The sequence below is a fragment of the Streptomyces globisporus C-1027 genome (genome assembly GCF_000261345.2).
Taxonomy (GTDB): Bacteria; Actinomycetota; Actinomycetes; order Streptomycetales; family Streptomycetaceae; genus Streptomyces; species Streptomyces pakalii.
This window is the reverse complement of sequence record NZ_CP013738.1, coordinates 6,862,396-6,886,951: the sequence shown is the minus strand read 5'-3', so window position 1 is coordinate 6,886,951 and position 24,556 is coordinate 6,862,396. Positions and strand designations below refer to the sequence as shown.

25 protein-coding genes are annotated in these 24,556 nt (G+C 71.0%); 10 read left to right on the top strand and 15 right to left on the bottom strand.

All coding sequences use genetic code 11. The features are described 5' to 3' along the window. Positions 1-3: 3 nt before the first annotated feature. The 5 genes from WQO_RS30400 to WQO_RS30380 form a co-directional block, all read right to left on the bottom strand. Positions 4-861, bottom strand: coding sequence for an MlaE family ABC transporter permease (locus WQO_RS30400; RefSeq protein WP_010058113.1), 858 nt, complete (start codon positions 859-861; stop codon positions 4-6). Then, positions 858-1,844: an ABC transporter ATP-binding protein gene (locus WQO_RS30395; RefSeq protein WP_010058115.1), complete on the bottom strand. Its 987-nt coding sequence runs from the start codon at positions 1,842-1,844 to the stop codon at positions 858-860. The genes WQO_RS30400 and WQO_RS30395 overlap by 4 nt, the downstream gene beginning before the upstream one ends. A 470-nt stretch (positions 1,845-2,314) precedes the next feature. Further along, a complete protein-coding gene (locus WQO_RS30390; RefSeq protein ID WP_010058117.1) occupies positions 2,315-3,826 on the bottom strand; it encodes a DUF6801 domain-containing protein in 1,512 nt (503 codons plus the stop codon). A gap of 346 nt (positions 3,827-4,172) precedes the next feature. Further along, positions 4,173-4,829, bottom strand: coding sequence for a hypothetical protein (locus WQO_RS30385; RefSeq protein ID WP_010058119.1), 657 nt, complete (start codon positions 4,827-4,829; stop codon positions 4,173-4,175). A gap of 152 nt (positions 4,830-4,981) precedes the next feature. Further along, complete coding sequence (locus WQO_RS30380; protein ID WP_029182058.1) at positions 4,982-5,917, bottom strand: hypothetical protein; 936 nt, start codon at positions 5,915-5,917, stop codon at positions 4,982-4,984. An 809-nt stretch (positions 5,918-6,726) separates the two neighbouring features. Between WQO_RS30380 and WQO_RS30375 the strand changes: the two genes are divergently transcribed. From WQO_RS30375 to WQO_RS30345, 8 genes are all read left to right on the top strand, one after another. Next, positions 6,727-7,941 (top strand): PucR-like N-terminal domain-containing protein, encoded by a 1,215-nt coding sequence (locus WQO_RS30375; RefSeq protein WP_029182059.1) that lies wholly within the window; start codon positions 6,727-6,729, stop codon positions 7,939-7,941. Between the two features lie 200 nt (positions 7,942-8,141). Further along, on the top strand, positions 8,142-8,405 hold the full coding sequence (locus tag WQO_RS30370; RefSeq protein WP_010058123.1) for a hypothetical protein: 264 nt from the start codon (positions 8,142-8,144) through the stop codon (positions 8,403-8,405). A gap of 72 nt (positions 8,406-8,477) precedes the next feature. Continuing rightward, entirely contained in the window at positions 8,478-8,951 is a 474-nt protein-coding gene (locus WQO_RS30365; RefSeq protein WP_010058124.1) for an SCP2 sterol-binding domain-containing protein, read from the top strand. Positions 8,952-8,955: 4 nt separating this feature from the next. Continuing rightward, positions 8,956-10,170 (top strand): acyl-CoA dehydrogenase family protein, encoded by a 1,215-nt coding sequence (locus tag WQO_RS30360; protein ID WP_010058125.1) that lies wholly within the window; start codon positions 8,956-8,958, stop codon positions 10,168-10,170. 120 nt (positions 10,171-10,290) lie between these two features. Continuing rightward, complete coding sequence (locus tag WQO_RS30355; protein WP_029182060.1) at positions 10,291-10,821, top strand: excalibur calcium-binding domain-containing protein; 531 nt, start codon at positions 10,291-10,293, stop codon at positions 10,819-10,821. 357 nt (positions 10,822-11,178) lie between these two features. Next, the gene (locus WQO_RS36175) at positions 11,179-11,355 is read left to right on the top strand and encodes a hypothetical protein (RefSeq protein ID WP_010058129.1); all 177 of its coding nucleotides are present in this window, start codon (positions 11,179-11,181) and stop codon (positions 11,353-11,355) included. Between the two features lie 117 nt (positions 11,356-11,472). Further along, positions 11,473-12,327 (top strand): ATP-grasp domain-containing protein, encoded by an 855-nt coding sequence (locus WQO_RS30350; RefSeq protein WP_010058131.1) that lies wholly within the window; start codon positions 11,473-11,475, stop codon positions 12,325-12,327. A gap of 66 nt (positions 12,328-12,393) precedes the next feature. Continuing rightward, complete coding sequence (locus WQO_RS30345; RefSeq protein ID WP_010058133.1) at positions 12,394-14,487, top strand: MDR family MFS transporter; 2,094 nt, start codon at positions 12,394-12,396, stop codon at positions 14,485-14,487. Between the two features lie 45 nt (positions 14,488-14,532). Here WQO_RS30345 and WQO_RS30340 read toward each other — a convergent pair whose 3' ends face one another. The 4 genes from WQO_RS30340 to WQO_RS30325 all read right to left on the bottom strand — a co-directional run bounded on the left by WQO_RS30340 (position 14,533) and on the right by WQO_RS30325 (position 17,017). Further along, positions 14,533-14,967, bottom strand: coding sequence for a YchJ family protein (locus WQO_RS30340; protein WP_029182061.1), 435 nt, complete (start codon positions 14,965-14,967; stop codon positions 14,533-14,535). Between the two features lie 100 nt (positions 14,968-15,067). After that, positions 15,068-15,877, bottom strand: coding sequence for an SAM-dependent methyltransferase (locus WQO_RS30335; protein ID WP_010058135.1), 810 nt, complete (start codon positions 15,875-15,877; stop codon positions 15,068-15,070). A 43-nt stretch (positions 15,878-15,920) separates the two neighbouring features. Then, a complete protein-coding gene (locus WQO_RS30330; RefSeq protein WP_010058136.1) occupies positions 15,921-16,157 on the bottom strand; it encodes a DUF397 domain-containing protein in 237 nt (78 codons plus the stop codon). Beyond that, positions 16,157-17,017 (bottom strand): helix-turn-helix domain-containing protein, encoded by an 861-nt coding sequence (locus WQO_RS30325; RefSeq protein ID WP_010058137.1) that lies wholly within the window; start codon positions 17,015-17,017, stop codon positions 16,157-16,159. Before WQO_RS30325 ends, WQO_RS30330 begins: the two co-directional genes overlap by 1 nt. Positions 17,018-17,224: 207 nt before the next feature. Here WQO_RS30325 and WQO_RS30320 point away from each other — a divergent pair, with 207 nt between their 5' ends. Next, the gene (locus WQO_RS30320) at positions 17,225-17,701 is read left to right on the top strand and encodes an ATP-binding protein (protein WP_010058139.1); all 477 of its coding nucleotides are present in this window, start codon (positions 17,225-17,227) and stop codon (positions 17,699-17,701) included. Next, positions 17,695-18,132, top strand: a complete 438-nt coding sequence (locus tag WQO_RS30315) for a hypothetical protein (RefSeq protein WP_029182062.1) — start codon at positions 17,695-17,697, stop codon at positions 18,130-18,132. The genes WQO_RS30320 and WQO_RS30315 overlap by 7 nt, the downstream gene beginning before the upstream one ends. Positions 18,133-18,211: 79 nt before the next feature. On the opposite strand, the gene WQO_RS30310 is transcribed toward WQO_RS30315, so the two are convergent. The 6 genes from WQO_RS30310 to WQO_RS30285 all read right to left on the bottom strand — a co-directional run bounded on the left by WQO_RS30310 (position 18,212) and on the right by WQO_RS30285 (position 24,396). Then, positions 18,212-19,558 carry a 6-phospho-beta-glucosidase gene (locus tag WQO_RS30310; protein WP_010058142.1) on the bottom strand — a complete coding sequence of 449 codons (1,347 nt, stop codon included), beginning with the start codon at positions 19,556-19,558 and terminating at the stop codon, positions 18,212-18,214. Between the two features lie 126 nt (positions 19,559-19,684). Beyond that, positions 19,685-21,241, bottom strand: coding sequence for a cytochrome P450 (locus tag WQO_RS30305; protein WP_010058143.1), 1,557 nt, complete (start codon positions 21,239-21,241; stop codon positions 19,685-19,687). A gap of 147 nt (positions 21,242-21,388) precedes the next feature. Next, complete coding sequence (locus tag WQO_RS30300) at positions 21,389-22,003, bottom strand: GTP-binding protein (protein WP_010058144.1); 615 nt, start codon at positions 22,001-22,003, stop codon at positions 21,389-21,391. Continuing rightward, entirely contained in the window at positions 21,984-22,355 is a 372-nt protein-coding gene (locus tag WQO_RS30295; RefSeq protein ID WP_029182063.1) for a DUF742 domain-containing protein, read from the bottom strand. Before WQO_RS30295 ends, WQO_RS30300 begins: the two co-directional genes overlap by 20 nt. Continuing rightward, positions 22,352-22,759, bottom strand: coding sequence for a roadblock/LC7 domain-containing protein (locus tag WQO_RS30290; RefSeq protein WP_006128841.1), 408 nt, complete (start codon positions 22,757-22,759; stop codon positions 22,352-22,354). The genes WQO_RS30295 and WQO_RS30290 overlap by 4 nt, the downstream gene beginning before the upstream one ends. Then, complete coding sequence (locus tag WQO_RS30285; RefSeq protein ID WP_032747894.1) at positions 22,756-24,396, bottom strand: sensor histidine kinase; 1,641 nt, start codon at positions 24,394-24,396, stop codon at positions 22,756-22,758. Before WQO_RS30285 ends, WQO_RS30290 begins: the two co-directional genes overlap by 4 nt. Positions 24,397-24,556: the final 160 nt, after the last annotated feature.

Sequence of the window (24,556 nt, the reverse complement as noted above, 5' to 3'; positions counted from 1 at the left end):
CGGTCAGCTCCCCTTCGCGGGGACGATCTGGAGGTAGATCGCCGTGAGGACCATGTTCACGAAGAACAGCAGCATGAAGGTGATGACGACGGACTGGTTGACCGCGTCGCCGACGCCCTTGGGGCCGCCGCGGGGGTTGAGGCCGCGGTAGGCGGCGACGATGCCGGCGATGAAGCCGAAGATCAGGGCCTTGAACTCGCTGATGTAGAGGTCGGGCAGCTGGGCGAGGGCGGAGAAGCTCGCGAGGTAGGCGCCCGGGGTGCCGTCCTGCATGATCACGTTGAAGAAGTAGCCGCCGAGCGTGCCGACCACCGAGATCAGCCCGTTGAGCAGGACGGCGACGAGCATGGTGGCGAGCACCCGGGGGACGACGAGGCGCTGGATGGGCGAGACGCCCATGACCTCCATCGCGTCGAGTTCCTCGCGGATCTTGCGGGAGCCCAGGTCGGCGCAGATCGCGGAGCCGGCGGCGCCGGAGATCAGCAGCGCCACGATGAGCGGGCTCGCCTGCTGGATCACCGCGAGGACGCTGGCGCCGCCGGTGAAGGACTGGGCGCCGAGCTGCTGGGTGAGGGAGCCGACCTGGAGGGCGATGACCGCGCCGAACGGGATGGAGACGAGGGCGGCGGGCAGGATGGTGACGCTCGCGACGAACCAGAACTGCTCGATGAACTCCCGCATCTGGAACGGCCTGCGGAAGATGGCCCGGGCCACGGCGACGGCGAGCGCGAACAGCTTCCCGGTCTCGCGGAGCGGGGCGAGCAGCCGGGACTGGCGGGCCTGGACGGGGGCCTTCTCCGAGTCGGCCGGCGGAGGTCTCTCGGGCGGCTCCGGCGGCCGCACCGGCATCGGGGCGGTCACGTGCGCGCACCTCCCGCGGCCGGGGCGTAGCTGTCGAGGATCGCCGTACGGGCGGCCTCCGGCAACTGGCCCATCATCGACATGACCCGCTCCCGGCGGCGCAGCGCTCCCTGGCGTACGGGCATCCCGGGCGAGGGCTCCAGCTGGGGGACGACAGTGCGGGGGCCGGTGGGCAGCGGGACGGTGTCGGCCAGCTGCTCGGCGGCGAGGGTGGCGGCGTCCTTCTCCTCGGACATGCCGATGGGTCCTTCGCGGCGTCCGGCGAGGAACTGGGAGACGACCGGGGTGTCGCTGGTGAGCAGCACCTCGCGCGGGCCGAAGGTGACGAGGTTGCGGCAGAACAGCATGCCCATGTTGTCGGGGACGGTCGCCGCGATGTCGAGGTTGTGGGTGACGATGAGCATCGTCGCGTCGATCTGCGCGTTGAGGTCGATGAGGAGCTGCGAGAGGTAGGCCGTGCGGACCGGGTCGAGGCCGGAGTCCGGTTCGTCGCAGAGGATGATCTGGGGGTCCAGGACGAGGGCGCGGGCGAGGCCGGCCCGCTTGCGCATGCCTCCGGATATCTCGCCCGGCAGCTTTCCCTCGGCGCCGAGGAGCCCGACGATGTCGATGCGTTCCATCACGATGCGACGGATCTCGGATTCCTTCTTGCGGGTGTGCTCGCGCAGCGGGAAGGCGATGTTGTCGAAGAGCGACATCGAGCCGAAGAGGGCCCCGTCCTGGAACATGAGGCCGAAGAGTTTCCGGGTCTCCATGATGTCGCGTTCCGGGCTGTTCACCATGTCGACGCCGTTGATGAGGACGCGTCCCTGTTCAGGTTTCAGAAGCCCGATGATGGATTTCAGGAAAACGGTCTTTCCGGTTCCGGAAGGACCGAGCATGACGCTCACTTCACCGGCGGGCAGGGTGAGGCTGACGTCCTGCCAGATGTTCTGCTTGCCGAAGGATTTCGTCAGGCCCTCGACGACTACTTCGATCCCCATCGGCCCTCCCTCGAAGTGACGGTGAACGTTTTCATCGGTTGACGCTCCGGCTCTGAGAAAGGCGATGGCGGCTCGTCACACATACACCGGGGGCGCACGTTATGTCCGCCGAAACCGCCAGGGCAAGCCGTTGAACAGCGGATTTCGACGAGCCGGGGGCGGCGATCGGATCACTTGTCATTCGGTGACAAAGCCGGTCTGCGACCTTGTCGAAATCTGCGCATGCAGCCGGGCGTTCCCGATCGGCACGTCTGGGACGCTACGGGCCGGTAACCTGACTTCGCAATACTGGGTACAGATTTTCCTCGGCAAGAATTCCTGGGAAGCGAAGGATTGTTGCCGGGTGAGCAATCCGCCCGTCAAACCTGTCGGATGATGAGGAAACGCCTGGCCGGCGGACCGGCCCGGCGGGCATGCGAAGAGAACCCTTCCGGTCCCGTGGAACCGGAAGGGCTCGGAGGCTTTTCAGGTCACCGCTCGGGCTTCGGCTTCCTCGGCGGGCAGTCGGGCCCCTCCGGGTTCGTGGCCACGCACAGGGGCGCCTGGGTCATCTTGGTGTAGTTGTCGGCCTTCTTGCCCGGGCTGGAGATCGCCGAGGTGAAGATCGGGTCCAGGTCCTCGGTGGCGCCGCACCCCTCGAACGGCGGGATGTGGGCGTACCCGGTCAGGGTGCCGCCGTACGCCACCAGGTAGCCGGCCGGCGGATAGCTCTGGCCGTACCCCTTCAGCACCTGCTCGAAGGGGCGTTCGGTGCGGCAGTCGGGGCCCACGTCCAGGGGCACGCCGTTCACCTCGACGTCGGAGAGCCGCATCACGAGCCGGGCCGTGACCGTGGTCTCCTCCGGGTAGGTCGGCGTGTTGGTGACCGTGTGGGTGTGGATCGCGGCCGGGGGGCCCACCTGCTCCAGCGTCATGGTGGCGGTGGTCGGCATGAACCCGTAGCTGAGGAACGTGGCCTTCGTCGGCGGGAGTTGGCGCTTCCCCTCGTAGTCGAAGTTCACCTCGGAGCTGACGTCGACGGTGGAGGCGCAGGAGTCGTTGATGTAGCGCTTGTTGAGCACCACCTTCATGAACGCGGGCCCCAGCGCCGCCGCGCCGTCCAGCTTGGCGGCGTTCGCGTAGCCGGCCGCGTAGGTCTCGGCGGTGGTCATCACCCACTCGGGCGGGATCTCGATCGGGCAGCTCCCCGGGTCGTCCTCCAGGGCTTCGCGCCGCTTCTCGGTGAGGGCGTCGATCTTCTCCCGTGCGGTGGGCGGCAGCCCTTCTTCCGGGCGCGTGGGGGTCGGCTCGGGGGCGGGGTCGCTCTCCCCCGGGCGGGGCGCGGGGGCGGTGGGGTCCTGGTCGCCGCGGATCGCGATGGCGGCCAGTTCCGGTTCCTGGCCGGGGGCCGGGGCACAGGCGACGTCGAGCCCCGGGGGCGTGGTCGGCTCCCCGGCCTCCGTGAACGAGGTCAGCGCGAGGTCGAGCGTGTCGGGGGCCAGCGTCGCACGTCCGGGGCTGCCGAAGGTGACCGTCGGCACGTCTCCGGTCGCGGTGAGGGTCAGTGCGCCCGGGTCGTGGCTGTCGCCCTCGCCCGGCGTGGGCAGTTCCTTCGGCGGGGCGGTCAGGTCCTGCCAGGAGGCGTCGGCCGACGTGTCGCCGACGCTGTTGCGGACGGTGAGCCGGGCGACGGCCGACAGGACGGCGGCGTCCAGGCCGGCGAACCGGGCGAGCGCGCTCGGTGGCAGAGTCACCTCGACCGCCACCTGAGCGGGGCGGATCTCCTCGCCCGTACGGGCCGAGGTGGGCAGCACCGCCGAGACGAGGACGTCCACCTCCTCGGGCCCGGAGGGGAAGGGGCAGGTGTAGCGGAGGGCGACCTCCGACTTCTGTTCCGCGGCGGCCGATTCGGCGCTGGGTACGAGCGCGGTGGCGACGACGAGCGCCCCGCCCACGGCCCAGTGGATCGGTCGTCTCGCTGCGGCGCGTGCATCGACGGTCATACGGATGTGTCCTTCCGGCGCGCGTGGGCCCGGAGAGCGGGCGGCTGCGGAGCGGGTCCGGGGTGCGGCGGCGGCTCTGCGGGCGGCGGCCGGGCGGGCCGCGGGCGGACTTCGGGGCGCGTCGGACGACGGCCCTACCGACGGGTACGGTACGCACGCCGACGCCCCCCTGGGAAGGGCCGGGTTCCCGATCGGATCACCGGCGCGCGGACTTTGGCAGCGGGTGACAATCCGCCGCCGGGCCCCTTGTCTGCGGGTGCGCGAAATCGTGCCCGGCCGCCGGGTGCGCACGGCCGGGCACGACGTTGGGACGCGGTACGTCAGCGGTACGTCAGCGGAGACCGGATCAGCCGCTGATGACCGGGGACTTGTTGGTCGCGGTGCTGATGATGGTGTACAGCCCCTGGAAGCTGGCGGTGGTGCCGACGATGCCGCAGCCGCCGCCGACCTTGTTGGCTATGGAGAGGGTGAGCCCGCCGCCGGCGGTGTTCAGGGTGCCGTTGCTGCCACCCGCGGTCGGGTTGTTGTACTTGGCCGCGACCTTGCCGGTCACGTCGAAGGTGCAGGGGCCGAGGATGCTGCTCCCGGACACCTTCGCCTTGATCGCTCTGATCTCACCGGTCACCTGGCCCGTGGAGTTGGTCCCGGCGCCTGCCGCGTAGTCCAGGCCCCAGATCTCCCACGGCGGCGTGGTGGTCACCGTCCAGGTGGAGCTGAACGGCCCGGTGCACGGCGAGTTGAACGAGATCGCCGAGATGGACGCGAGCTTGGCCGGGCTCCCCGCGACCGGGGAGGTCGGCGCGGAGCCCGAGGCGGCGGAGCTCGCGCACTGGATCTTGTTGCCGTTGTTGTCGGTCAGGACGGTCACTCCGGCGGAGCCCTTGAAGGCGCCGGTCGGGCTGATCGTCCAGCTGGTCGGCGCGGCGACGGCCGACGGGGCGGCCAGCACGAGGGATGCCGCGGCGGCACCGATCGCGGTCAGGACGCCGGTTCGCTTGAACATGGGGGTACTCCCTTTTCTCGTCCCGTTGGGGATTCGGCTGAAACGTGACTGGAGAGGTTCGTGCGCTGTGTCCGCCGGGCCGGACGGCGCGGCGTTCGGCGGGTCCAAGGACGGTTGCCGCATCACCTCCTCGTGCGAGTGAAGGGGACGGCCTACCGCTTGGCGGAGTGCCAGAATTCGGACAGCTTCCGGCCCTCGTTCGGCGCGAGGCCGGCGGGGTCGTAAGGGCTGCCGAAGTACGTGGTGGTGGCGTCGAGCGTCACGCTGTTCTTCCCGGCGGCGGACGGGAGACCGGTCTTGAGGTTCACCGCCCAGTCCAGGAGCCCGGCTCCGCAACCGCTTGCGCCCGGTACGGCGAACGTGGCGTCGCCCTGGTCGGCCCCGGCGAAGGTGTAGCGCCCCATCTCGCCCTCGTCGTCGTTCGGCGTCCCGTCGGCTCCGAACCGCTGGAGCGAGAGGGTGGGCGCCGTCACGTTCCGGGGCTTGAGGAGCACCGGGTTGGCGGTGGTCCCGATGTAGCACTTGTCACCCAGGAACGGATTCTTGAGGTGGATACGCACCGGGATGGTGAGAATGGGCTCACCGGTGGAGAAAGCCGCGCTCATATTGAAGTCGCGGGGCGCTCCGGCCGGTTCGATGGTGGCCGTCACCCGGTTGAGATTGTTGTCCGTCAACTGACGGCAGATTCCCGAGATGAGGGGAATTCCGCTGGGGCACATCAGCCCGAGCAGCCCGCCGGGAATCTCGGCCGGGTCCGCCGTCAGGGCCCCTTCGGGCGGGGCCACCAGCGAGGCGGTGCCGTCGGCGCGCTGGACGACGCCGAGCTGCAGATCGGTGTGGCCGGTGGAGACCACGCTCTTGCCCAGCGTGATGGAGCCGGTGGCCGAACCCGACGCGATGCAGGCGGCGATGGTGTTCACACCGTCGGCGGCCAGCATGGCGGGCGCGTCGACCGGACAGCGGTCGAAGGGCGCCCAGTCGCCGTTGAGCTGGGTGGCGGCGGTGGCCGAGCCGGTGGAGAGCACAGCGCTGAATGCCGTGAAGGCCGCGAGCAGACCTACGCGGGTTCGATTGGAAACGGATCTCATGTCGTCCCCTCTGTCGGCCGCCGTGGCGCGGCCTCGTGCACGAAGTTGACCGGTTCTGCAACGCATGCCCGCACCGCGACGACCGTCGGCGGCGTCGGGGCCTCGGACGGCCCGGGGGCGGAGGATCGGAGCATCAAATTTCGGGCAGATTTCATGACCGAATTGATCGAGGCGTGATGTTACTCGCGGGAAACAGGGCGACACAATCCGTCCGGCTAAGATTCTTTGCATCGCACTCTTTTTGATCCGTAAATGAGCATCGAGGCAGGCTCGCCTTATCAAGGAATGCGCACCCGAGGGGAGCGAATTGCGTGCCGTCGGCCGGAACTCCGCGCGCGGTGCGCAGGCGGGGCCGACGCGCCGGGAGACGCGGAAGTCCGGCTTCCGCTCCCTGGCGGAGCTCATGGAAATCGGCCAGGCGGCTTGAAATCCCTCTCCAAGAGGGGTCGTTCACCCGCGTTCGCCGTGGTGAGCCGCCCGTACACCCACCCGCTCCCCGGCTCGGCCGACGTCGACCGGACCATGCCGGGAACAACTCGACGGCAGCGGAACCGCTTTGTTGTCACCGCCTGAGCGGGCGGCCGAAATTCATTGTCCGAAAGCGCGCAGGAGCGCCCGACCTGCACGGGAGTCGCACAGTGCGGCCGAGATGTGTGCCCCCTGCACGTCGATCTTGTCCAAGTGGTGTGCAGTACCTGTTCCTTGGTCTATCTTCGTCGCGGACTTGGTACGCACCTGTCGGTTCGTGGGAGCGCTTTCCCCCCACCGTCTCACCCCACCACCGGGCGCCGGGAGCAAGGGGATCTGTCATGCCACATCTCATACAGCCGTTGGATACCGAAGACCCGCTCGGGCCGCTCCCGCAGGAATTCGCGGCGATCATGCGGCCCGAACTGCCCAGCCTCATCAAGGAAATCGGCGTCGAGGTCACCCGGGCCTATCCGGAATACGCCCGGCTGCTCGACGGACCGAACGGGCAGGCCATCAGGGTGGGCGTGGAGCAGAGCCTCGCCTCCTTCGTCGATCTGGTGGCCGAGCCCTCCTCCCCGACCACGCTCCGGGACGACATGTGCCGGCGCTTCGGCCGGTTCGAGGCGTACGAGGGCCGGAGCATGGACACCCTCCAGGGGGCCTACCGGCTGGGCGCGCGGGTGGCGCTGCGCCGGGCGAAGAAGGTCGGGCAGAGCTACCACCTCTCCCCCACGCTGATGCTGAGCTTCGCCGACGCGCTCTTCGCCTACGTCGACGAACTGGAATCGCTTTCCCGGGAAGGCTTCCTGGAGGCGCAATCCCAATCGGGCGAGCACAGCGAGGCGCTGCGCCGCCGGCTGCTCCATCTGATCCTCGCCGGACGTCCGGCCCCCGGGAGCGCCATCGCCGATCTGTGCGAGCAGACCGGGTGGGCGCTGCCGGAGGAGGTCACACTGATCGCCGTACGCGCCCCGGCGGAGCTGGACCGGCTCAATGCGGACCGCGACCTTCTCGTCGATCTCAGCGCCCCGCAGCCGCATCTGCTCGTCCCCGGAGCGCTGGACGACGCGCGAAGATCCATGCTCGCCCAGGCCCTGCCGGCCGGGCGGACGGCGATCGGGCTGACCGTCCCCACGGCGCTGGCCTGCGAATCGCTCCGCTGGGCCCGCCGGGCTCTGGAGCTCGTCGACTCCGGCGTGATCGACGACGCTCCGCTGATCCGCTGCGAGGACCACCTCCTGACCCTGTGGTTGCTCGCCGACCCGGCCCTGCTCGACCAGTTGGCCCAGCGGGAGCTGGCCGCCGTCGCGGGGATCAGCGCGACCCGCAGGGAACGGCTGGTCGAGACCCTGCGGATCTGGCTCGACACCCGGGGCACCGCGGCGCAGATGGGCGCACTGCTCGATGTCCACCCGCAGACCGTGCGCTACCGCATGCGCAGCCTGGAGACCATCTTCGGTAACCAACTCGTCGATCCGGAGAGCCGCTTCGCCACCGAGGCGGTACTGCGCGCGCTGCGGCTGCGCTCCCGCGCCACCGGCACATCCCCCTGATCCGGATCACGTTCGGCGTGACGGGTCAACTTACCGGCGCGTAAGGCGAAATAGACGGTCAGTCCCAAACGGTTGCGACACGGAGACGTATCCGGCGAGAAACCCGGAAGCGCGTCCCGTACACAGGAGGGAGTCGTCGCCCGCCGGGCGACGACTCCCGCGCACCGCCTCCTGGCCGACCATCGAAAAGGGAACGCCCCATGACCGCCTCGCACCTCCTCGTCCCCGTGCCGATCCCGGACCGGGTCGCCGCGCTGATCGGTTCGTGCATTCCGCCGCACATCCTCCAGGCGGAGTTCGACGCCGACTGCGCGGCCCGCGAGGTCCGCAGGTTCCGCGGGCCACGGCTGGGCGTCGAGGACCAGGCCGACCGCGAACAGGCCCTGTCCGAACTGGCTCGCGCCAACAAGGTGCTCGCCGCGCACCACCCTCACCTCGCCGTCCTGCCCGGATCGCCCTTCTGACCGGCCTTGCGGGACGCCACCGCTCCCCTTACCTTACTCCCAAGTAAGTTTACTTCGGAGTAAGGAATTGGCGTGGACGGAACCAGCAGCGGCAATCTCACCGACGACCTGTCCGCGCTCGACTTCGCGGCGGTCGCTCCCGAGGAGTTCGCACGGATCGTCAAGGGCCTGTCGGCCAAGCAGCTCGCCGAGGTCATGCGGGGCGAGCTGCGCACCCGGATCCTCGGCGAGGTCTTCGGCCGGATGCGCCGGCAGTTCCGGCCCGAGGCTGCCGGCGGCCTCACCGCGCTGATCCGCTGGAAGATCACCGGGGAGAGCGACGCGGTCTACGAGACGGCGATAGCCGACGGCGCCTGCCGGGTCACCGCGGGCCGCTCCGACGCCGAGCCCCGCACCACGCTGGTGATGGCCGACGCGGAGTTCCTCAAGCTCGTCTCCGGCAACGGCAATCCGGTCACTATGTTCATGACGCGCAAGCTCAAGGTCGCCGGTGACGTCGGTCTGGCGTCCGGCCTCACCCGCTACTTCGCCATCCCGAAGGCGTGAGGGCATGAGCTTCTTCTCCCTGGCCCTGACCGAGGAACAGCAGGACCTGCGCGACTGGGTGCACGGCTTCGCCGCCCAGGTGGTCCGCCCGGCCGCCGCCGAGTGGGACGCCCGGGAGGAGACCCCCTGGCCGGTGATCCAGGAGGCCGCGCGGATCGGCCTGTACGGTTTCGAATCGCTCGCCGACCTGTACGGGGACCCCACGGGGCTCTCCCTCCAGATCGCCAACGAGGAGCTGTTCTGGGGTGACGCGGGCATCGGCATGGCCCTGTTCGGCACCTCGCTCGCGGTCGCCGGGATCTTCGCCTCCGGCACTGGGGACCAGCTCGCCGAGTGGGTTCCGCAGTGCTTCGGCGACGAGGACGACCCGAAGGTCGCCGCGTTCTGCGTCTCCGAGCCGGGGGCCGGGTCCGACGTCTCCGCGATGACGACGAGGGCCCGTTACGACGAGGCGGCCGACGAGTGGGTGATCTCCGGCCAGAAGGCGTGGATCACCAACGGCGGCATCGCCGAGGTCCATGTCGTCGTCGCCTCGGTCGACCCGTCGCTCGGCTCCCGGGGACAGGCCGCGTTCATCGTGCCGCCGGGTACGAAGGGCCTGACGGCGGGCCGTACGGTCAAGAAGCTCGGCCTGCGCGCCTCGCACACGGCTGACCTCTTCCTGGACGACGTCCGCGTCCCCGGCCACTGCCTGCTAGGCGGAAAGGAGAAGCTGGACGCCCGCCTCGCCCGGGCCCGCGAGGGCGGCCCCGCCAAGGGCCAGGCGGCCATGGCCACGTTCGAGGTCAGCCGCCCGACGGTGGCCGCGCAGGCGCTCGGCATCGCACGGGCCGCCTACGAGTACGCCCTCGAATACGCCGGTGAGCGCGAGGCGTTCGGCAGGCCGATCATCGAGAACCAGTCGATCGCCTTCGCCCTGGCGGACATCCGTACCGAGATCGAAGCCGTACGACTGCTGATCTGGCAGGCCGCCTGGATGGCCCGCAACGACCGCACCTTCGACGCGGGCCAGGGCTCCATGTCGAAACTGCGAGCCGGTGAACTCGCGGTCGCGGCGACGGAGAAGGCGGTCCAGATCCTCGGCGGCGCGGGATACAGCCGGGAGCACCCGGTCGAGCGGATGTACCGCGACGCCAAGATCTACACGATCTTCGAAGGAACCAGCGAGATCCAGCGCCTGGTCATCGCGCGGGCGATCTCGGGGCGGCAGATCCGCTGAACGGGCTCAGCACCTCTCCCCCACCCTTTGGTCACAACTCCATCACCACCGGAACAAGTCGCTCCCCCAAGCCCTGTTGGGTCACTACGGTCGGGCCTCCGCACAGCACTTGGGGGGACCATGGACTGGAACAGTTCGCAGCACCCGTCGCGTCAGCCCGGCTGGGGCCAGGGCGGCAACTTCCCACCGCCGCCGCCTTCGACGGGTGGACCGCGGTGGGCGCGGAAGCGTGTCGTGCTCCCGGCGGCCGGGGTGTTGCTCCTGCTCGGTGTCGGGATCGGCGCCACCGGTGAACAGCCGCAGGAAGTGCGCACGGTCGCCGCGAAAGCGAAGCCCGGGCCGACGGTCACCGTCACGGAGACGGCGAAGGTCACGGTGACCGCGACCCCGGAGCCGGCCCCGACCGTCACGAAGGTCAAGAAGGTGCGGGTCACGGTCACCGCCGCTCCCCCGGAGCCGAAGCCCGCGAAGAAGCCCGTCGCGCGGGACGACTCCACCGGCAGCAGTGGCGGCTCCGGCTCCGGCGGCACGTCGACGTACTACAAGAACTGCGATGCGGTTCGCGCCGCCGGCGCCTCGCCCATCCGGTCCGGCCAGCCCGGGTACGGGCCGCATCTGGACCGTGACGGGGACGGGGTGGGCTGCGAATAGGGTCCGCAACCGTTCTCCGGCCCTCGAAGCATGTGATTCTCGTCGCGCCGGACGGGTACGCCGTCGCCGGACCGGAGGCCCGCACATCGCGTTTCCGGCCGGGCGCACCCGGCCCTTCTCCGGTTCCGTCGGGACGGGCGCGGTCGGCCCCGATGCCCCGTCACACGCCGTCCACGTGCGGCAACGGGGGTTCAGGGCCCCTCGGTCGCGGCGGGGCGTGGCGACCCGGTGAAGAGGTTCGCCGCGCGGCCGGACAGCGCCCCGGTGGCGCTGTTCTGCCGGGGCGGCGGCTGCCCGTGGTGGGTCCCACATGTTCGACCGGCAGCCGGACCGCCTCCGTGCCACTAGCCTCTTCACATGACCTCCACTTCGACCGAGCCGACGCCTGCCCGCCCGATGGTTGAGCTGAACGCGGAGATCCGCGCTCTGGTCGCCGACGGCGGTGTGGTGTCGCCGGAGGGCCGCCGGGAGTACGAGCGGCTTCTCGTCGAGTGGGTGGCGGCCGTACAGGGCAGCTCCGCGGAAGCCGTCTGACGGTACGGCGACGGGTGCGCCCGCCGAGAGCTGTGCAGGTCTCCCCCCTCAGCGAAGCCCGGTCCGGGTGTCGGCGATAGTGATCGTCCGTCCGCGTCCTCACCCCGGGAGCACCTCATGACCGCCGCGTCACCCGCCGGCGCACGCCGCCCGTCCCTCCTGCTCGTCACCGACCTCGCGTACGAGGCGCGCGGCCGCCGCTACTGCGACGAGGACATCTACCTCTCCTCCCGGCTCCGCGAGGCGTTCGACGTCGCGCTCTGCCACCCCCGGGACGCGGCCGCGCTGCTGGCAGGGTTCGACACCGTGCTGGTCCGCAACAGCGGGCCGGTGCTGCACTACCGGGATGCCTACGACGCCTTCCTCGTACGGGCCCGGGAGCTGGGGACAGCCGTCTACAACCCACTGGACGGGCGCGGCGACATGGCGGGCAAGCAGTATTTGGTCGAGATGTCGGCGGCGGGGCTTCCGGTCATCCCCACCGTGGACCGGGCGGCGGATCTGGCCGGGCTGCCCGATGTCGCCCAGTACGTGGTGAAGCCGAAGCTCGGGGCGGACTCGGTCGGCCTGCGTTTCGTCACGGCGGCGGAGGCCCGCGCCGAGCTGGAGGCGGCGGCCGAGGGCTCTCTCCTCGTCCAGCCGAGGATCGACTTCCGGCACGAGGTGTCGTTCTGTTTCGTCGACCACGACTTCCAGTACGCGCTGTACGCCCCCGACCCGGAGCGGCGCTGGGTGCTGGAGCCGTACGCGGCGAGCGCGGAGGACCTGGAGTTCGCCCGGCGTTTCATCGCCTGGAACACCCTCGGCCACGGGATCCAGCGGGTCGACGCCTGCCGGACGGCGGACGGCGCGCTGCTGCTCGTCGAGTTGGAGGACCTCAATCCGTATCTCTCGCTCGACCGGGTCGGGGAGGACGTCCGGGAGGCGTTCGTGGCCCGGCTGAAGACGTCGATCGCCTCGCTGCCCCGCTAGGCGCCCCTACGCCCGTCCGGCCCGCTCCCGCGTGCAGGGGCGCACGGGCGGTGTGAGGGTGCAGGGGTGACGACTGCCAGCGAGCAAGCCCCCGCCACGCAGAGTGCCGCCGCGCCGCCGCCCGTCCTCGACCGGCGGCGGCGCAACATCGTCTTCGCGACGATCGTGCTCGGCATGCTGCTCGCGGCACTGGACCAGACGATCGTCGGCACGGCCCTGCCGACGATCGTCTCGGACCTGGGCGGCGCCTCGCACATGTCGTGGGTGGTCACCGCGTATCTGCTGGCCGAGACGGTGGCCACCGTGCTGGTCGGCAAGTTCGGCGACCTGTTCGGGCGGAAGCTGGTCTTCCAGGTCTCGGCGGTCATCTTCATCACGGGATCGTTCCTGTGCGGACTCGCCTCGGACATGCTGCTGCTGATCATCTGGCGCGGCATGCAGGGCATCGGCGCGGGCGGTCTCATGGTCACGTCGATGGCGCTGATCGCGGATGTGATCCCGCTGCGCGAACGGGGCAAGTACCAGGGCGCGATCGGAGCGGTCTTCGGCATCTCCACCGTGATCGGGCCGCTGCTCGGCGGGCTGTTCACCGACCATCTGACGTGGCGCTGGGCGTTCTACGTCAATGTGCCGATCGCCATCGTGGTGGTCATCGCCGCCGCCCGGAACATCCCGTCGGTCAAGGCGGCGGGGCGGCCGGTCATCGACTACCGGGGCATCGCGCTGGTCACCGTCGGGGCGAGCGCGCTGATCCTGGCGACGAGCTGGGGCGGCAACGAGTACGCCTGGGGCTCGGCGGTGATCATCGGCCTCTTCGTCGGCGGTCTGATCGCGCTCGCCCTGTTCTGCCTGGTGGAGACGCGGGCCGAGGAACCGATGCTGCCGATGCGGCTGTTCCGGAACCCGGTGTTCACCGTCTGCTCGATCCTCAGCTTCATCGTGGGCTTCGCCATGCTCGGCTCGATGATCTTCCTGCCGACCTACCTGCAGTACGTGGACGGGGACTCGGCGACCCTGTCGGGGGTGCGGACGCTGCCGCTGGTCGCCGGTCTGCTGGCCGCCTCGATCTTCAGCGGCAACGTGGTGAGCAAGACGGGCCGCTACCGTGTCTTCCCGATCGTGGGGACGCTGGTGATGGCGGCCGGGCTGTTCCTGCTGTCCCGGATGGGGCCGGGGACCGGCGTCTGGCTGGAGTCCCTCTACATGGTGGTGCTGGGGCTCGGCATCGGCCTGGCCATGCAGGTGCTGACCATCGCCGTGCAGAACACCGTCGACTACGAGGACCTGGGCACGGCCACCTCGGGCGTGACGTTCTTCCGTACGCTGGGCAGCGCCTTCGGCACGGCGGTGTTCGGCACCATCTACACCAACGCGCTGAAGCCGAACCTCACCGACGGCGTCGCGCAGGCGGTCGCCGCGGGCGGCGACCCGGCGGTCCTGGCCAGGGCTTCGGAGAGCCCGCAGGCCCTGCACGCGCTGCCCGTCGCCCAGTCGGAGCCGCTGGCCCAGGCCTACGCGGACACCCTGCACACGGTGTTCCTGTGGACGGTGCCGGTCGCCCTGATCGGCTTCGTCATCGCGCTGTTCCTCAAGGAGGTGAAGCTGCGGGACTCGGCCCGGCTCGGATCGACGGACATGGGCGAGGGCTTCGCCCAGCCGGGCAGCGGTGACTCGGCGAAGGTCCTGGAGTATTCCGTGGCGACGATCCTGCACAGCGCGGGTCCGGAGACCGCCCGGCGGATCACCGCCGAGTCCGACACCCGGCTCGACATGGCGGGGGCCTGGGCGGTGATGCAGGTGGACCTGTTCACCCGGATGGTCGGCCATGCGGGCCTCGGCCTGATCGCCGCCCGGCACCGTATCCCGCCGGAGGTGCTGGTGCCCGTCTTCGACCGGATGATCGAGGAGGGCTATCTGACGGGCGACGGCCGGATCTTCTCGCACACGGCGGCGGGCCGGCGGGAGGCGGCGGTGATCTCCGACGCCTGGGGCCGCTGGCTCAACGACCGCCTGGCCGAGGACGGCGCACGGCCAGACGACCGTCAGCTCCGGGCCACCGTGGACATGATCGCCAAGCGACTGCTGGCGGAGGACCTGGCCCAGGAGCTGTCGCCCGCGACCGGCTCCGGCGGATCGTCGCGGGTGGGGGCCCCGGTCTGACCCGGACGGCCAGGGGCGGGTCGAACCCGACGCGCAGGCCCCGGGTCAGTCGACGAAGACCGCCGTCGTGTAGACCCAGGCGCCCTCGTGCCGGGCGAAGCGGCTCTTCTCGTGGAGGGAGTCGGGGCGCCCGTCGTCGGTGTAGTGGGCGCGGAAGGTGACCGTTCCGGTGGAGTGGAAGGCGCTGCCCTCGGTGGTCTCCAGGATCTCCAGGCCCACCCAGCGCATCGACGGGTCGAAGTCGACTCCGGGCGGCCGGGTCTCGGGGTGCCAGGTGCGCAGCAGATACGCCGCGTCCTGGACGACGAACGCCGCGTACCGGGAGCGCATCAGGGCCTCGCAGGTCGGCGCGGCGGCGCTGCCGGAGTGGAATCGCCCGCAGCACTCCCCGTAGGCGGCGGGCAGGCCGCAGGGGCACGGGGAGGTGGGGGTGATCCGCGGGGTGGCGGTCCTCCGGGGCCGGGGGGTGCGTCGTGACATGGGTCCATTGTGACGCGTGGCGGCCGCAACCCGCGTACGAGCCGTGCCCCACCGCCGCCGGCCCGCCCCGTGCCCGGGCCGACGGTGGGAGGGGCAGGCGTCAGGGCTTGCGCGCGACGCCCGCGTAACCGGGGATCGGCTCGTCGCCGGGTACGTCGATGACCTCGCCGAGCTCGGGGTGCCAGTCGGCCGAGAGCGAGACACCCGGGTCGACCAGTTCGAGGCCGTCGAAGAACGCCGTCAGTTCGGCGCGGCTGCGGGGGCGCAGCGTCATCCCGCGCGCCTTGTACATGGCCCGGGCCTGGGCCGCGCCCTCCGGGTCGAAGTCGCCGGTGGTGTGCGAGAGCACCAGATAGCTGCCGGAGGGCAGCTGTTCGACCAGCTTGCCGACCAGGGCGGCCGCGCCGTCCTCGTCGTCGATGAAGTGCAGCAGGGCCAGCAGGGAGAGGGCGATCGGCTGCTCGAAGTCCAGCACCCTGCCGGCCTCGGCCAGGATCGTCTCCGGCTTGCGGGCGTCCGCCTGGATGTACTCGGTGGCCCCCTCGGGCGTCGAGCGGAGCAGGGCCGCCGCGTGGGCCAGCACGATCGGGTCGTTGTCGCAGTAGACGACGCGCGCGTCGGGGGCGGCCTGCTGGGCGATCTGGTGGAGGTTCGGCTCGGTGGGTATGCCGGTGCCGATGTCCAGGAACTGGCGCACACCGTGCTCGGCGAGCCAGCGGGTCGCCCGGTGCATGAACGCCCGGTTGACCCGCGCCATGTCACGGCCCCGCGCGTCCAGGGAGAGCAGCTGGCGCGCCATCTGTTCGTCGACCGGGTAGTTGTCCTTGCCGCCGAGGAACCAGTCGTACATGCGGGCCGGATGCGGCTTGCTGGTGTCGATCTCGGTGGAGTGGGGTTCTTGCCCGGTCATGGCGCGCTCCGTGGTCGGTGGGCCGTGCAGAGGGGGTGCGGTGTCAGGTGAGCAGGAAGTCGGCCTGGCCGGCCTTGGCGCCCTGGATGAACGCGGCGATCTCGCCGTTGGAGTAGATGAGAGCCGGGCCGTCGGGATCGGCGGACTGGCGTACGGCGACCCGTCCGTCGGCGAGCTTCATCGCCTCGATGCAGTTTCCGCCGTTCCCGCCGCTCCACGGCTTGTACCAGCCTTCGGAGCCGAGGTCACCGGCCGGCATGCCGTTGTATATGTGGTTCATCACAGCTCCTTGCGGAAGTCCCGGAGGATTTCCTTCGTGCGTTGTGCAGTCGCGGCCTGAGCCGCCATGCGGTCCATGACTTCGAGGTAGGAGGCCACCTCGGGGCGGGCGTCGAAGTAGACGGCACCGGTCAGGTACTCGCTGTAGACCATGTCGGGGAGTTCGGGAACGGCGAACCGGAAGAGGACGAAGGGGCCGTAGGTTCCCGGGTGGTGGCCGGAGGCGAACTCCGCGATCTGCAGGGTGACATGCGGGAGCTCCGTGGCTTCGAGCAGCTTGTCGATCTGCCCGCGCATCACCTGCGCGCTCTCGACGGGCCGCCGCAGCACGGTCTCGTCCATGATCACCCAGAGGCGGGGGGCGTCCTCCTTGGCCAGCAGGGACTGCCGCTCCATCCGCAGCGCCACATGGCGCTCGATGTCCTCGGGCCGCGTCTGGCCGACCGCACCGGTCCGCATCACGGAGCGGGCGTAGTCCTCGGTCTGGAGCAGTCCGGGCACGAAGTGCGGCTCGTACATGCGCAGCAGGCTCGCGGCGCCCTCCAGGCTGACGTACATGCTGAACCAGTCGGGCAGCACGTCGTGGAAGCGCTGCCACCAGCCCGGCCTGTTCGCCTCCTCCGCCAGGTCGACGAAGGCCTCGGCCTCCTGGTCGGCGACGCCGTACGCCTTCAGCAGCAGCTGGACGTAGGGGATCTTCAGGCCGACCTCGGCCGTCTCCATCCTGCGTATCGTCGCGGGGGCGACCCGGAGGACCTTCGCCGCCTGGTCACGGGTCAGACCGACACGCTCGCGCAAATCCTGCAGGCGCTTGCCGAGAACGACCTGGCCCACGGTCGGGGCGGACCGCGGTTCGCTCACTTCAGACCTCCCCATGCGCTGTTTTGCGAGCAGTGTGCCATGCGTGCGCCCCCAACGACACAGTCACTCTGGAAATTTCAGAGTGCCCCTTGCCAAGTGTCATCGTCGGAGGGAGAGTTGACTCCCGAACCCGTTCGCTCAGTCATGCCCGCCCCCGAGCACCCGGGGAACGAAGCGTGACGCAGCCCCCACTGTGAGGAATCGGTCGTGGCACCTGGCAGTGCGCTCATCCCCCGGCTCGCGGACCTCAGCCCCGGGACGGAGGCGCTCCGTTACTGCTTCGCGCTGCCGGCGCACCCCGAGTCGGTGGCCGGCGCGCGGGAGCTGACGCGAACGCGGCTCGACGCCTGGCGGCTGGGCCGGGACCTCGGTGACGCGGCGGTCCTCATCGTCTCCGAGCTGGTGACCAACGCGATCGTGCACACGGCGAGCACCCGGGTGGTCTGCGAGCTGAGCCGGTTGGGCAGACGACTGCGGATAGCCGTGCAGGACCAGGGTCACCAGCCCTGCGGCCCGCGGCTGCGCCGCTCCTCCGACGACGAGCACGGCCGTGGTCTGCTCCTCGTCGAGGCGATGAGCAGCGCCTGGGGTTCGCACGACGCCCAGGACGCCTCCGGGCGCATCGTCTGGGCGGAGCTGGCGCACGGCACCGAGCAGCTGTCCGGCACGGACCGGTCGTGTTGAGGAACGCGCTGTCCCGGCTGCGCTCCGCGCACCGGGGCGGGACGCCCGAAGAGGCGCGCGGCGGCCGGGTGCGGCTGGCGCTGCCGGCCTCGATGTCGGCGACCCTGGGCTGCGACGCGGTCGGGGTGCCCGCCCGGCACGGCTTCCGCCTCATGTCCCATCTGCCGCGCACCGGCTGTGTCTTCGCCGACGCGGACCGCTGGTGGTGGATCGTCCCGGCCGGCTCCGACCTGGATCTGGACTGGCCCGAGCAGGTGACGTACGCACGCGACGCGGCCGTGCCCGGCGGACGCCCCCGGTTGATCCACTCGCCGGACGCCCTCACCCCGTACACCCCGCCCATCCCGCTGTTCCTGATGGTCTGCCAGGTGGCGGGGGTGACCCCTAGCTGGGCCGCCCCCGGCAGGCGGAGCGTCGTGGCGTCCGGCTGACCGGGCTCAGAGCCCACGACCGAACGAGCCGGGCCCGGTCAGGTCGGGCCCGTCTCGTTCGGTCGTGTTCCCGGCCGGGTCAGGCCCTGTCGAGGTACGCGAGCCCGGGGTGAACCTCGGTGTAGCGGTCGAGCAGCCGCCGGGCCACCGTGACGGAGTCCACCAGCGGGTGCAGGGCGAAGGCCTGGACGGCCGCCGCGCGGGACCCGGTCTCCGCCGCCTCCAGCACGGCCCGCTCCACGGCCTTCACCGCGGTGACGAGGCCGACCGCGTGGTACGGCAGCGGCGGGACGGTCACCGGGTGGGCCCCGTTGGCGTCGACGAGGCAGGGCACCTCGACGACGGCGTCCGCGTCCAGGACGGACAGGGTGGTGCGGTTGCGGACGTTGAGGATCAGGGAGGTGCGTTCGTTGCGGGCGACGGCCCGCATGAGGGCGAGCGCGACCTGTTCGTAGCCACCGGACTCCAGGTCGCTCTCCTCCCGCTCCCCCGCCCCGGCGACCTCGCGGTTCTCCGCCATGTACGTCGCCTCGCGTTCGGCGCGGGTGCGGTCCCAGGTCTGCCAGGCGGGCGTGCCGGGTTCGCGCATCCGGGCGTAGAAGCCCTCCTGCTGGCCCTGGAGGAACGCGCCCCGGGTCTGCTCCGCCTCCTGAGAGGCGCGTACGGCCTCGCGGTTGACGTAGTAGTAGTGCAGGTATTCGTTGGGGACCGCGCCCAGTGACCGGAGCAGTTCCGCGCCGAAGAGGCGGCCCTCCTCGAAGGATTCGAGGAGCTTCGGGTCGGCGAGCAGCCGGGGCAGTTCGTCGCGCCCGTCGATGTACAGTCCCCGTACCCACCCGAGGTGGTTGAGCCCGGCGTAGTCGATCCAGGCCCGGTCCGGGTCGGCGCCCAGGACACGGGCGATGCGCCGCCCGAGCCCGACCGGCGAGTCGCAGATCCCGATGACCCGGTCGCCCAGGTGCCGGGACATGGCCTCGGTGACCAGGCCCGCCGGGTTGGTGAAGTTGATGACCCAGGCCCGCGGGGCGAGGCGGGCGATGCGCCGGGCGAGGCCGAGGGCGACGGGGACGGTGCGCAGCCCGTACGCGATGCCTCCGGCACCGACGGTCTCCTGGCCGAGCACGCCTTCGTCGAGGGCCACCCGTTCGTCGGCGGCGCGGCCGGCGAGTCCGCCGACCCGGATGGCGGAGAAGACGAAGTCGGCGCCGCGCAGCGCCTCGTCGAGTTCCGTGGTGGCGACGACGGCCGGGGCGTCCGCGATGTCCCGCCCCTGTTCCGCGAGGACGCGGGCGACGGCGGTGAGCCGGTCGGCGTCCGTGTCGTACAGCGTGACCCGGGAGACGCGGCCCTCGGCGTGATCGCCGAGAAGGGCCCCGTACACGAGAGGCACCCGGAATCCGCCACCACCAAGAATTGTCAGCTTCACGCTGCTCGATGGTACGGGCAGGCCGGAGCCGCGCGGGCGGGCCGCGCCCGGCCCGGTGCGCGACGCGGCGGCCCCGGGCCCGTGGGCGTGATCCGGGGCCGCCGCGGCCGCAGCGTGGACGGCGGGTCAGTAGCCGTTCCACCAGCGGGTGACCGCCTGCCAGAGCCGGGCGGGGGCGGCGGGGCGGCGCTGGCGCGGGATCGTCGCGACCGGCGCCGTCCCGGGCGCGGGGGCGGCGGGAACCGGCTGGGCCGCGGCGGGTACGGCGGCCGGGGCGTGGGCGGACTGGGCTCCGGCCGCCTCCTCGTGCCGGGGCTCGGGGACGGTCCTGGCCGGGGAGGAGATCTCCCAGGCGTCGGCGGGGCGCGGGGTGCGGGCCATCACGGAGAGCGGGTCGGCGTCCAGCTTCTGCTGCGGGCTGGGGGCGAACGTCACCGGCAGCTCCACCAGGTGGCGGGACATGATGTTGCCGACCCAGCGCAGCTCGCTCTCGCCGACGCCGAGCTCCAGGTCCGGCAGGCGCATCAGGAGGGCGTCGACGCCGACATCGGCGATCGCCCGGCCGATGTCCTGTCCCGGGCACTCGTGGGGGCCGCCGCTGAAGGCGAGGTGGGCGCGGTTGCCGCCCATGTCGGCGGTGAGGTCGGGACGGACGGTGGGGTCGGTGTTGGCCGGGGCGATCCCGACGAGGAGGGCGTCGCCCGCCTTGATCTGCTGGCCGCCCAGCTCGGTGTCGCCGACGGCCCAGCGGCCGAAGACGGCAGTGAACGGCGGTTCGTCCCAGAGGGTCTGCTCGACCGCCTCGGGGACGGTCATGTGCCCGCCGCTGAGCCGGGCGCGGAAGCGGGGGTCGATGAGGACCATGCGCAGCACGTTGGCGATGAGGTTCGCGGTGGACTCGTACGCGGCGATGAGGATGAGGCGCAGGTGTTCGACGACCTCGATGTCGGTCATCGTCGCCGGGTGCTCGACCAGCCAGCTGGCGAAGTCGGGGGCCGGTTCGGCGCGGCGGCGCTCGACCAGGCGGGTCAGCACGCCCACGATGTGGGCGTTGGAGGCCACGGCGGTCTCGGTGCCGCGGGTCATGTCGCGGGCGGCCTGGACGAGGCGCTCGTCGTACTCCTCGGGCATGCCGAAGATCGCGCACATCACCATCATCGGCAGGTGCTCCGCGAACTGGCTGACCAGGTCGGCGGTGCCCTTCTCGCAGAAGTCGTTGACCAGGCGGTTACTGAAGCGGTTGATGTGGCGACGCACGCCGCGGGTGTCGATGCGCTCCATGCTGTCGGTGACCGCGCCGCGCTGGCGCTCGTGCTTGGCGCCGTCGGCGAAGACGCAGACGGGCTGCCAGGTGAAGATCGGGGCGAGCGGGTGGTCGGGGGCGACGCTGCCGTCCTGGAGGGCCCGCCAGCGCCGCGAGTCCCGGGAGAACTGGGACGGCGTACGGGTCAGGTGGAGGTTCTCGCTGTGGCCGAGGACGAGCCAGGCGGGGACGTCGCCGTGGAGCAGGACCGGGGCGACCGTGCCGTGTTCGGCGCGGAGCTTGTCGTAGAGGCCCGCGGGGTTGTTCTCCGCCTCGGGGCCGTGGAGCCGGCGCAGTCCGCCGGGGCCGATGTCGAGGTTGTGGGCCGGGCACTGGGGCGGGGGCACGGCGCCGGGTTCGTGGTGGAAGGGGGTTGTCACAGGGGCTCCAGGGATCAGGATTCCAAGGCTGGTGCACGAGCGGGCGGGTGCGACGGGGCGTTCGGGCGCGGACCGGGCCGGGGGCGTACGCCGGGGGATGGCGTGCGCCCCCGGGGCGGTCCCGTCGCCGGGCCCGGGTGCGGGGTGTCAGGCGAGCGGGACGGCCAGGCTGTGCAGGTAGCGCATCAGGGTCATCAGCACATCGCGGCTGGAGGCCCGCAGCCGGGCGTCGCAGTCGATCATCGGGACCTCGTCCGGCAGGTCGAGGGCTCTGCGCAGGGCCTCGACCGGGTGGTGCGGTGCGTCGGGGAAGGTGTTCACGGCCACGACGAACGGCACGCCGCGCTCCTCCAGCCGGCCGATGACGTCGAAGCTGACTTCGAGGCGTCTGGTGTCGATGAGGACGACCGCGCCGAGGGCGCCCTCGAAGAGGCCGTTCCAGAGGAACCAGAAGCGTTCCTGGCCGGGGGTGCCGAACAGATAGAGGATCAGTTCCTCGCTGAGGCTGATCCGTCCGAAGTCCATGGCGACGGTGGTGGCGGTCTTCGTCTCCACCCCGGCGTTGTCGTCCACGCCGACGCCGGCCTGGGTCATGGTCTCTTCGGTGGTCAGCGGCCGGATCTCGCTCACCGAGCCGACCATGGTCGTCTTGCCGACGCCGAACCCTCCGACGATCACCACCTTCACCGCGGCGGTGGCCGTGGTGGGGAGGACGTCCTCGGTGCGGGGTCCGGTGATCGTGTCAGAGCTTCTGAAGTCCATGCATCACCGCTTCGAGAAGGGACCTGTCGGGGAGAGTGGCGCGGACGATCGGCGCGCGCGACTCGATGAGCTCGGTGGCGAGGAGATCGCTCAGGAGCGAGGTGACCACGCTGAACGGCAGGCCGAGGTAGGCCGAGATCTCGGCGACGGACAACGGGGCCTGGCACAGGCGCAGGATCGCCGCCTGTTCGGGCTGGAACGTCGGCGAGGGCTCCGCCTGCGCGACGACCATCGTGACCAGGTCGAGTGCGGCCCGTTCGCTGTCGTCGAGATCGCCGGTGATCACGTACAGCCGTTCCGGATCGAGGAGATCCGGGTCGGCCTTGCGGCGTTCTCGTCGAGCTCCACTCATCCGGACTGCCCGCCGTGGCGGGGCGGGCTGGTCAGATGGGCACCGATGCGCACGACCATGTCCCGCATCCGGGCCCCGACGAGCCCGGCGTCGACGGTCTCGCCGGCCAGGACCGCGAGATACGCGCCGGTGCCGGCCGCCATCAAGTAGAAGAACCCGCCCGTGACCTCGATGACCACGAGCTTCATCAGTCCGTCGCTGTACGGGATCTCGGTGGCCACCGCGGCGGCCAGACTCTGCAGTCCGGCGCAGGCCGCCGCGAGCCGGTCGGCGACGTCGGGGTCGCCGCCGTGCATCGCGATGCGCAGGCCGTCCGACGAGAGCACCACGATCTGGTGGATGCTCGGAACGTCGTCGGCCAGCTCCTTGAGCATCCAGTCCATGTTTCCCCGCTGCTGGATCACTTCAGGTCTCCCTTGTCCCACGCGTCATCGGAGTCTTCGCCGTGCTGTCGTTCCTGCGGTACGCCGTTGACGGCCTTGGTGAAGGCCTCCAGCCACAGGCCGGGGGGCTTCTCCTCGCCGCGTCCGCCGTCCGCGCCCTCGCCCGGGCCGGGCTGGAACCCGTTGGCGGCGGCCGGGGGCGGGGTGGGCTGCTGCGGCAGGTTGTGCGAGCCGAGCGGGGCGCGGCCCCGGCTGCGGCGCTGCGGCAGCCCGTTCTCGGTCCACTCGGTGACCACGGGAACGTCGTCCTCCATGGCGGCCGCGGGAGAGGCCGGGCGCGCGGCGGCCGCGGGGGCGCCGGTGGGGACCGGTGCGGCCACGGACGGCACGGGGCCGGTGGCCGCGGGCTTGGGCTTGCGCTTGCCGGGTGGCGGCACCACGTGCTGGAGCTGCGACATGTCCAGGGAGCTGGTGGGCCGGGAGGTGGCGCCGATGCCGTGGGCGATGCCCGGGGCGGGCCCGGTGGTGATCATCTCGCGCGGCACGATGAGGACGGCGCGGACGCCGCCGTACGCCGACTGACGCAGCGACACCTGGAGCTGGTACATCCGGGAGAGCCGGCCGACGACGGCCATGCCGAGGCGCGGGGACTCCCCGAGGTCGTTCATGTTGATGCCGGCCTGGGCCTGGGCGAGCATGTTCTCGGCCCGGGCGCGGGCCTCCTCGCTGAGGCTGACGCCGCCGTCCTCGATCTCGATGGCGATGCCGGTCTGCACCTCGACCGCGGTGACGTGCACCCGGGTCTGGGGCGGGGAGTAGCGGGTCGCGTTGTCGAGGAGTTCGGCGCAGGCGTGGATGAGCGGTTCGACCGAGGTGCCGACGATGGCGACCTTGGCGATCGAGTGCAGGTCGACGCGCTGGTACTCCAGGATGCGGGACATCGCACCGCGCAGCACGCTGAACAGCGGCACGGGCTTGGGCCACTGGCGGCTGGGGCGGGCGCCGCCGAGCACGGCGATGGAGTCGGCGAGCCGGCCGATCAGCGCGGTGCCGTGGTCGATGCGCAGCAGGTCGTCGAAGACCTCGGGGTTGCGCCCGTAGTGGTCCTCCATCTCCCGCAGTTCACTGGCCTGGCGGTGCACGATCGCCTGGACGCGGCGGGCGACGCTGACGAAGGCGCGCTGGGCGGAGTCACGCCGGGCCTCCTCGTTGTCGATGACTTCGAGGACCTGGTGGATCTGCTCGCGCAGCGCCTTGGGCAGATGGCGGTTGGCCGCGTCCGCGTCGACGATGTCGCGCATCACCTCGTCGGGTGAATTGCCCACGCGCAGCCGCCGGATGGCGGCGGGCATGACTTCCTTGGTGAGCCGTACCGTCTCGGCGTCGTGCGAGAGGATGCGGTGTTCCAGGTAGGCGATGCGCTGTTCGCACTCGGCGCGCTGGACGCGCGTCGCGCGTCGAGCCCGGTGGAGCGCCACGGTGAGTACGGCGACCACGAGCGTGGCGATCGCGCCGCACACGGCGACTGGTATCCGCGCGGCCGGTGCGACCAGGGCCGACCCGGCGGCGGTCGCGCCGAGGAGCAGGACCACGGGCAGCAGGACTACGCGGACGACGGGTACTTCTCTGTCGGTCGGCGGTGATTCAACACGGACCATCTAAAACCCTCTGGCGGTTGATTCCGGGATGTATGCGCACGTGAGCGGAGACTCAGGAACAAGTGCTCGAATTCATCTCAACTCGACTTCACTGCGCGTGAGCTTAGCCAGATCAGAACAGTGCTTCGGCATATTCACCCAACCCCCTGCGGAAGCACGC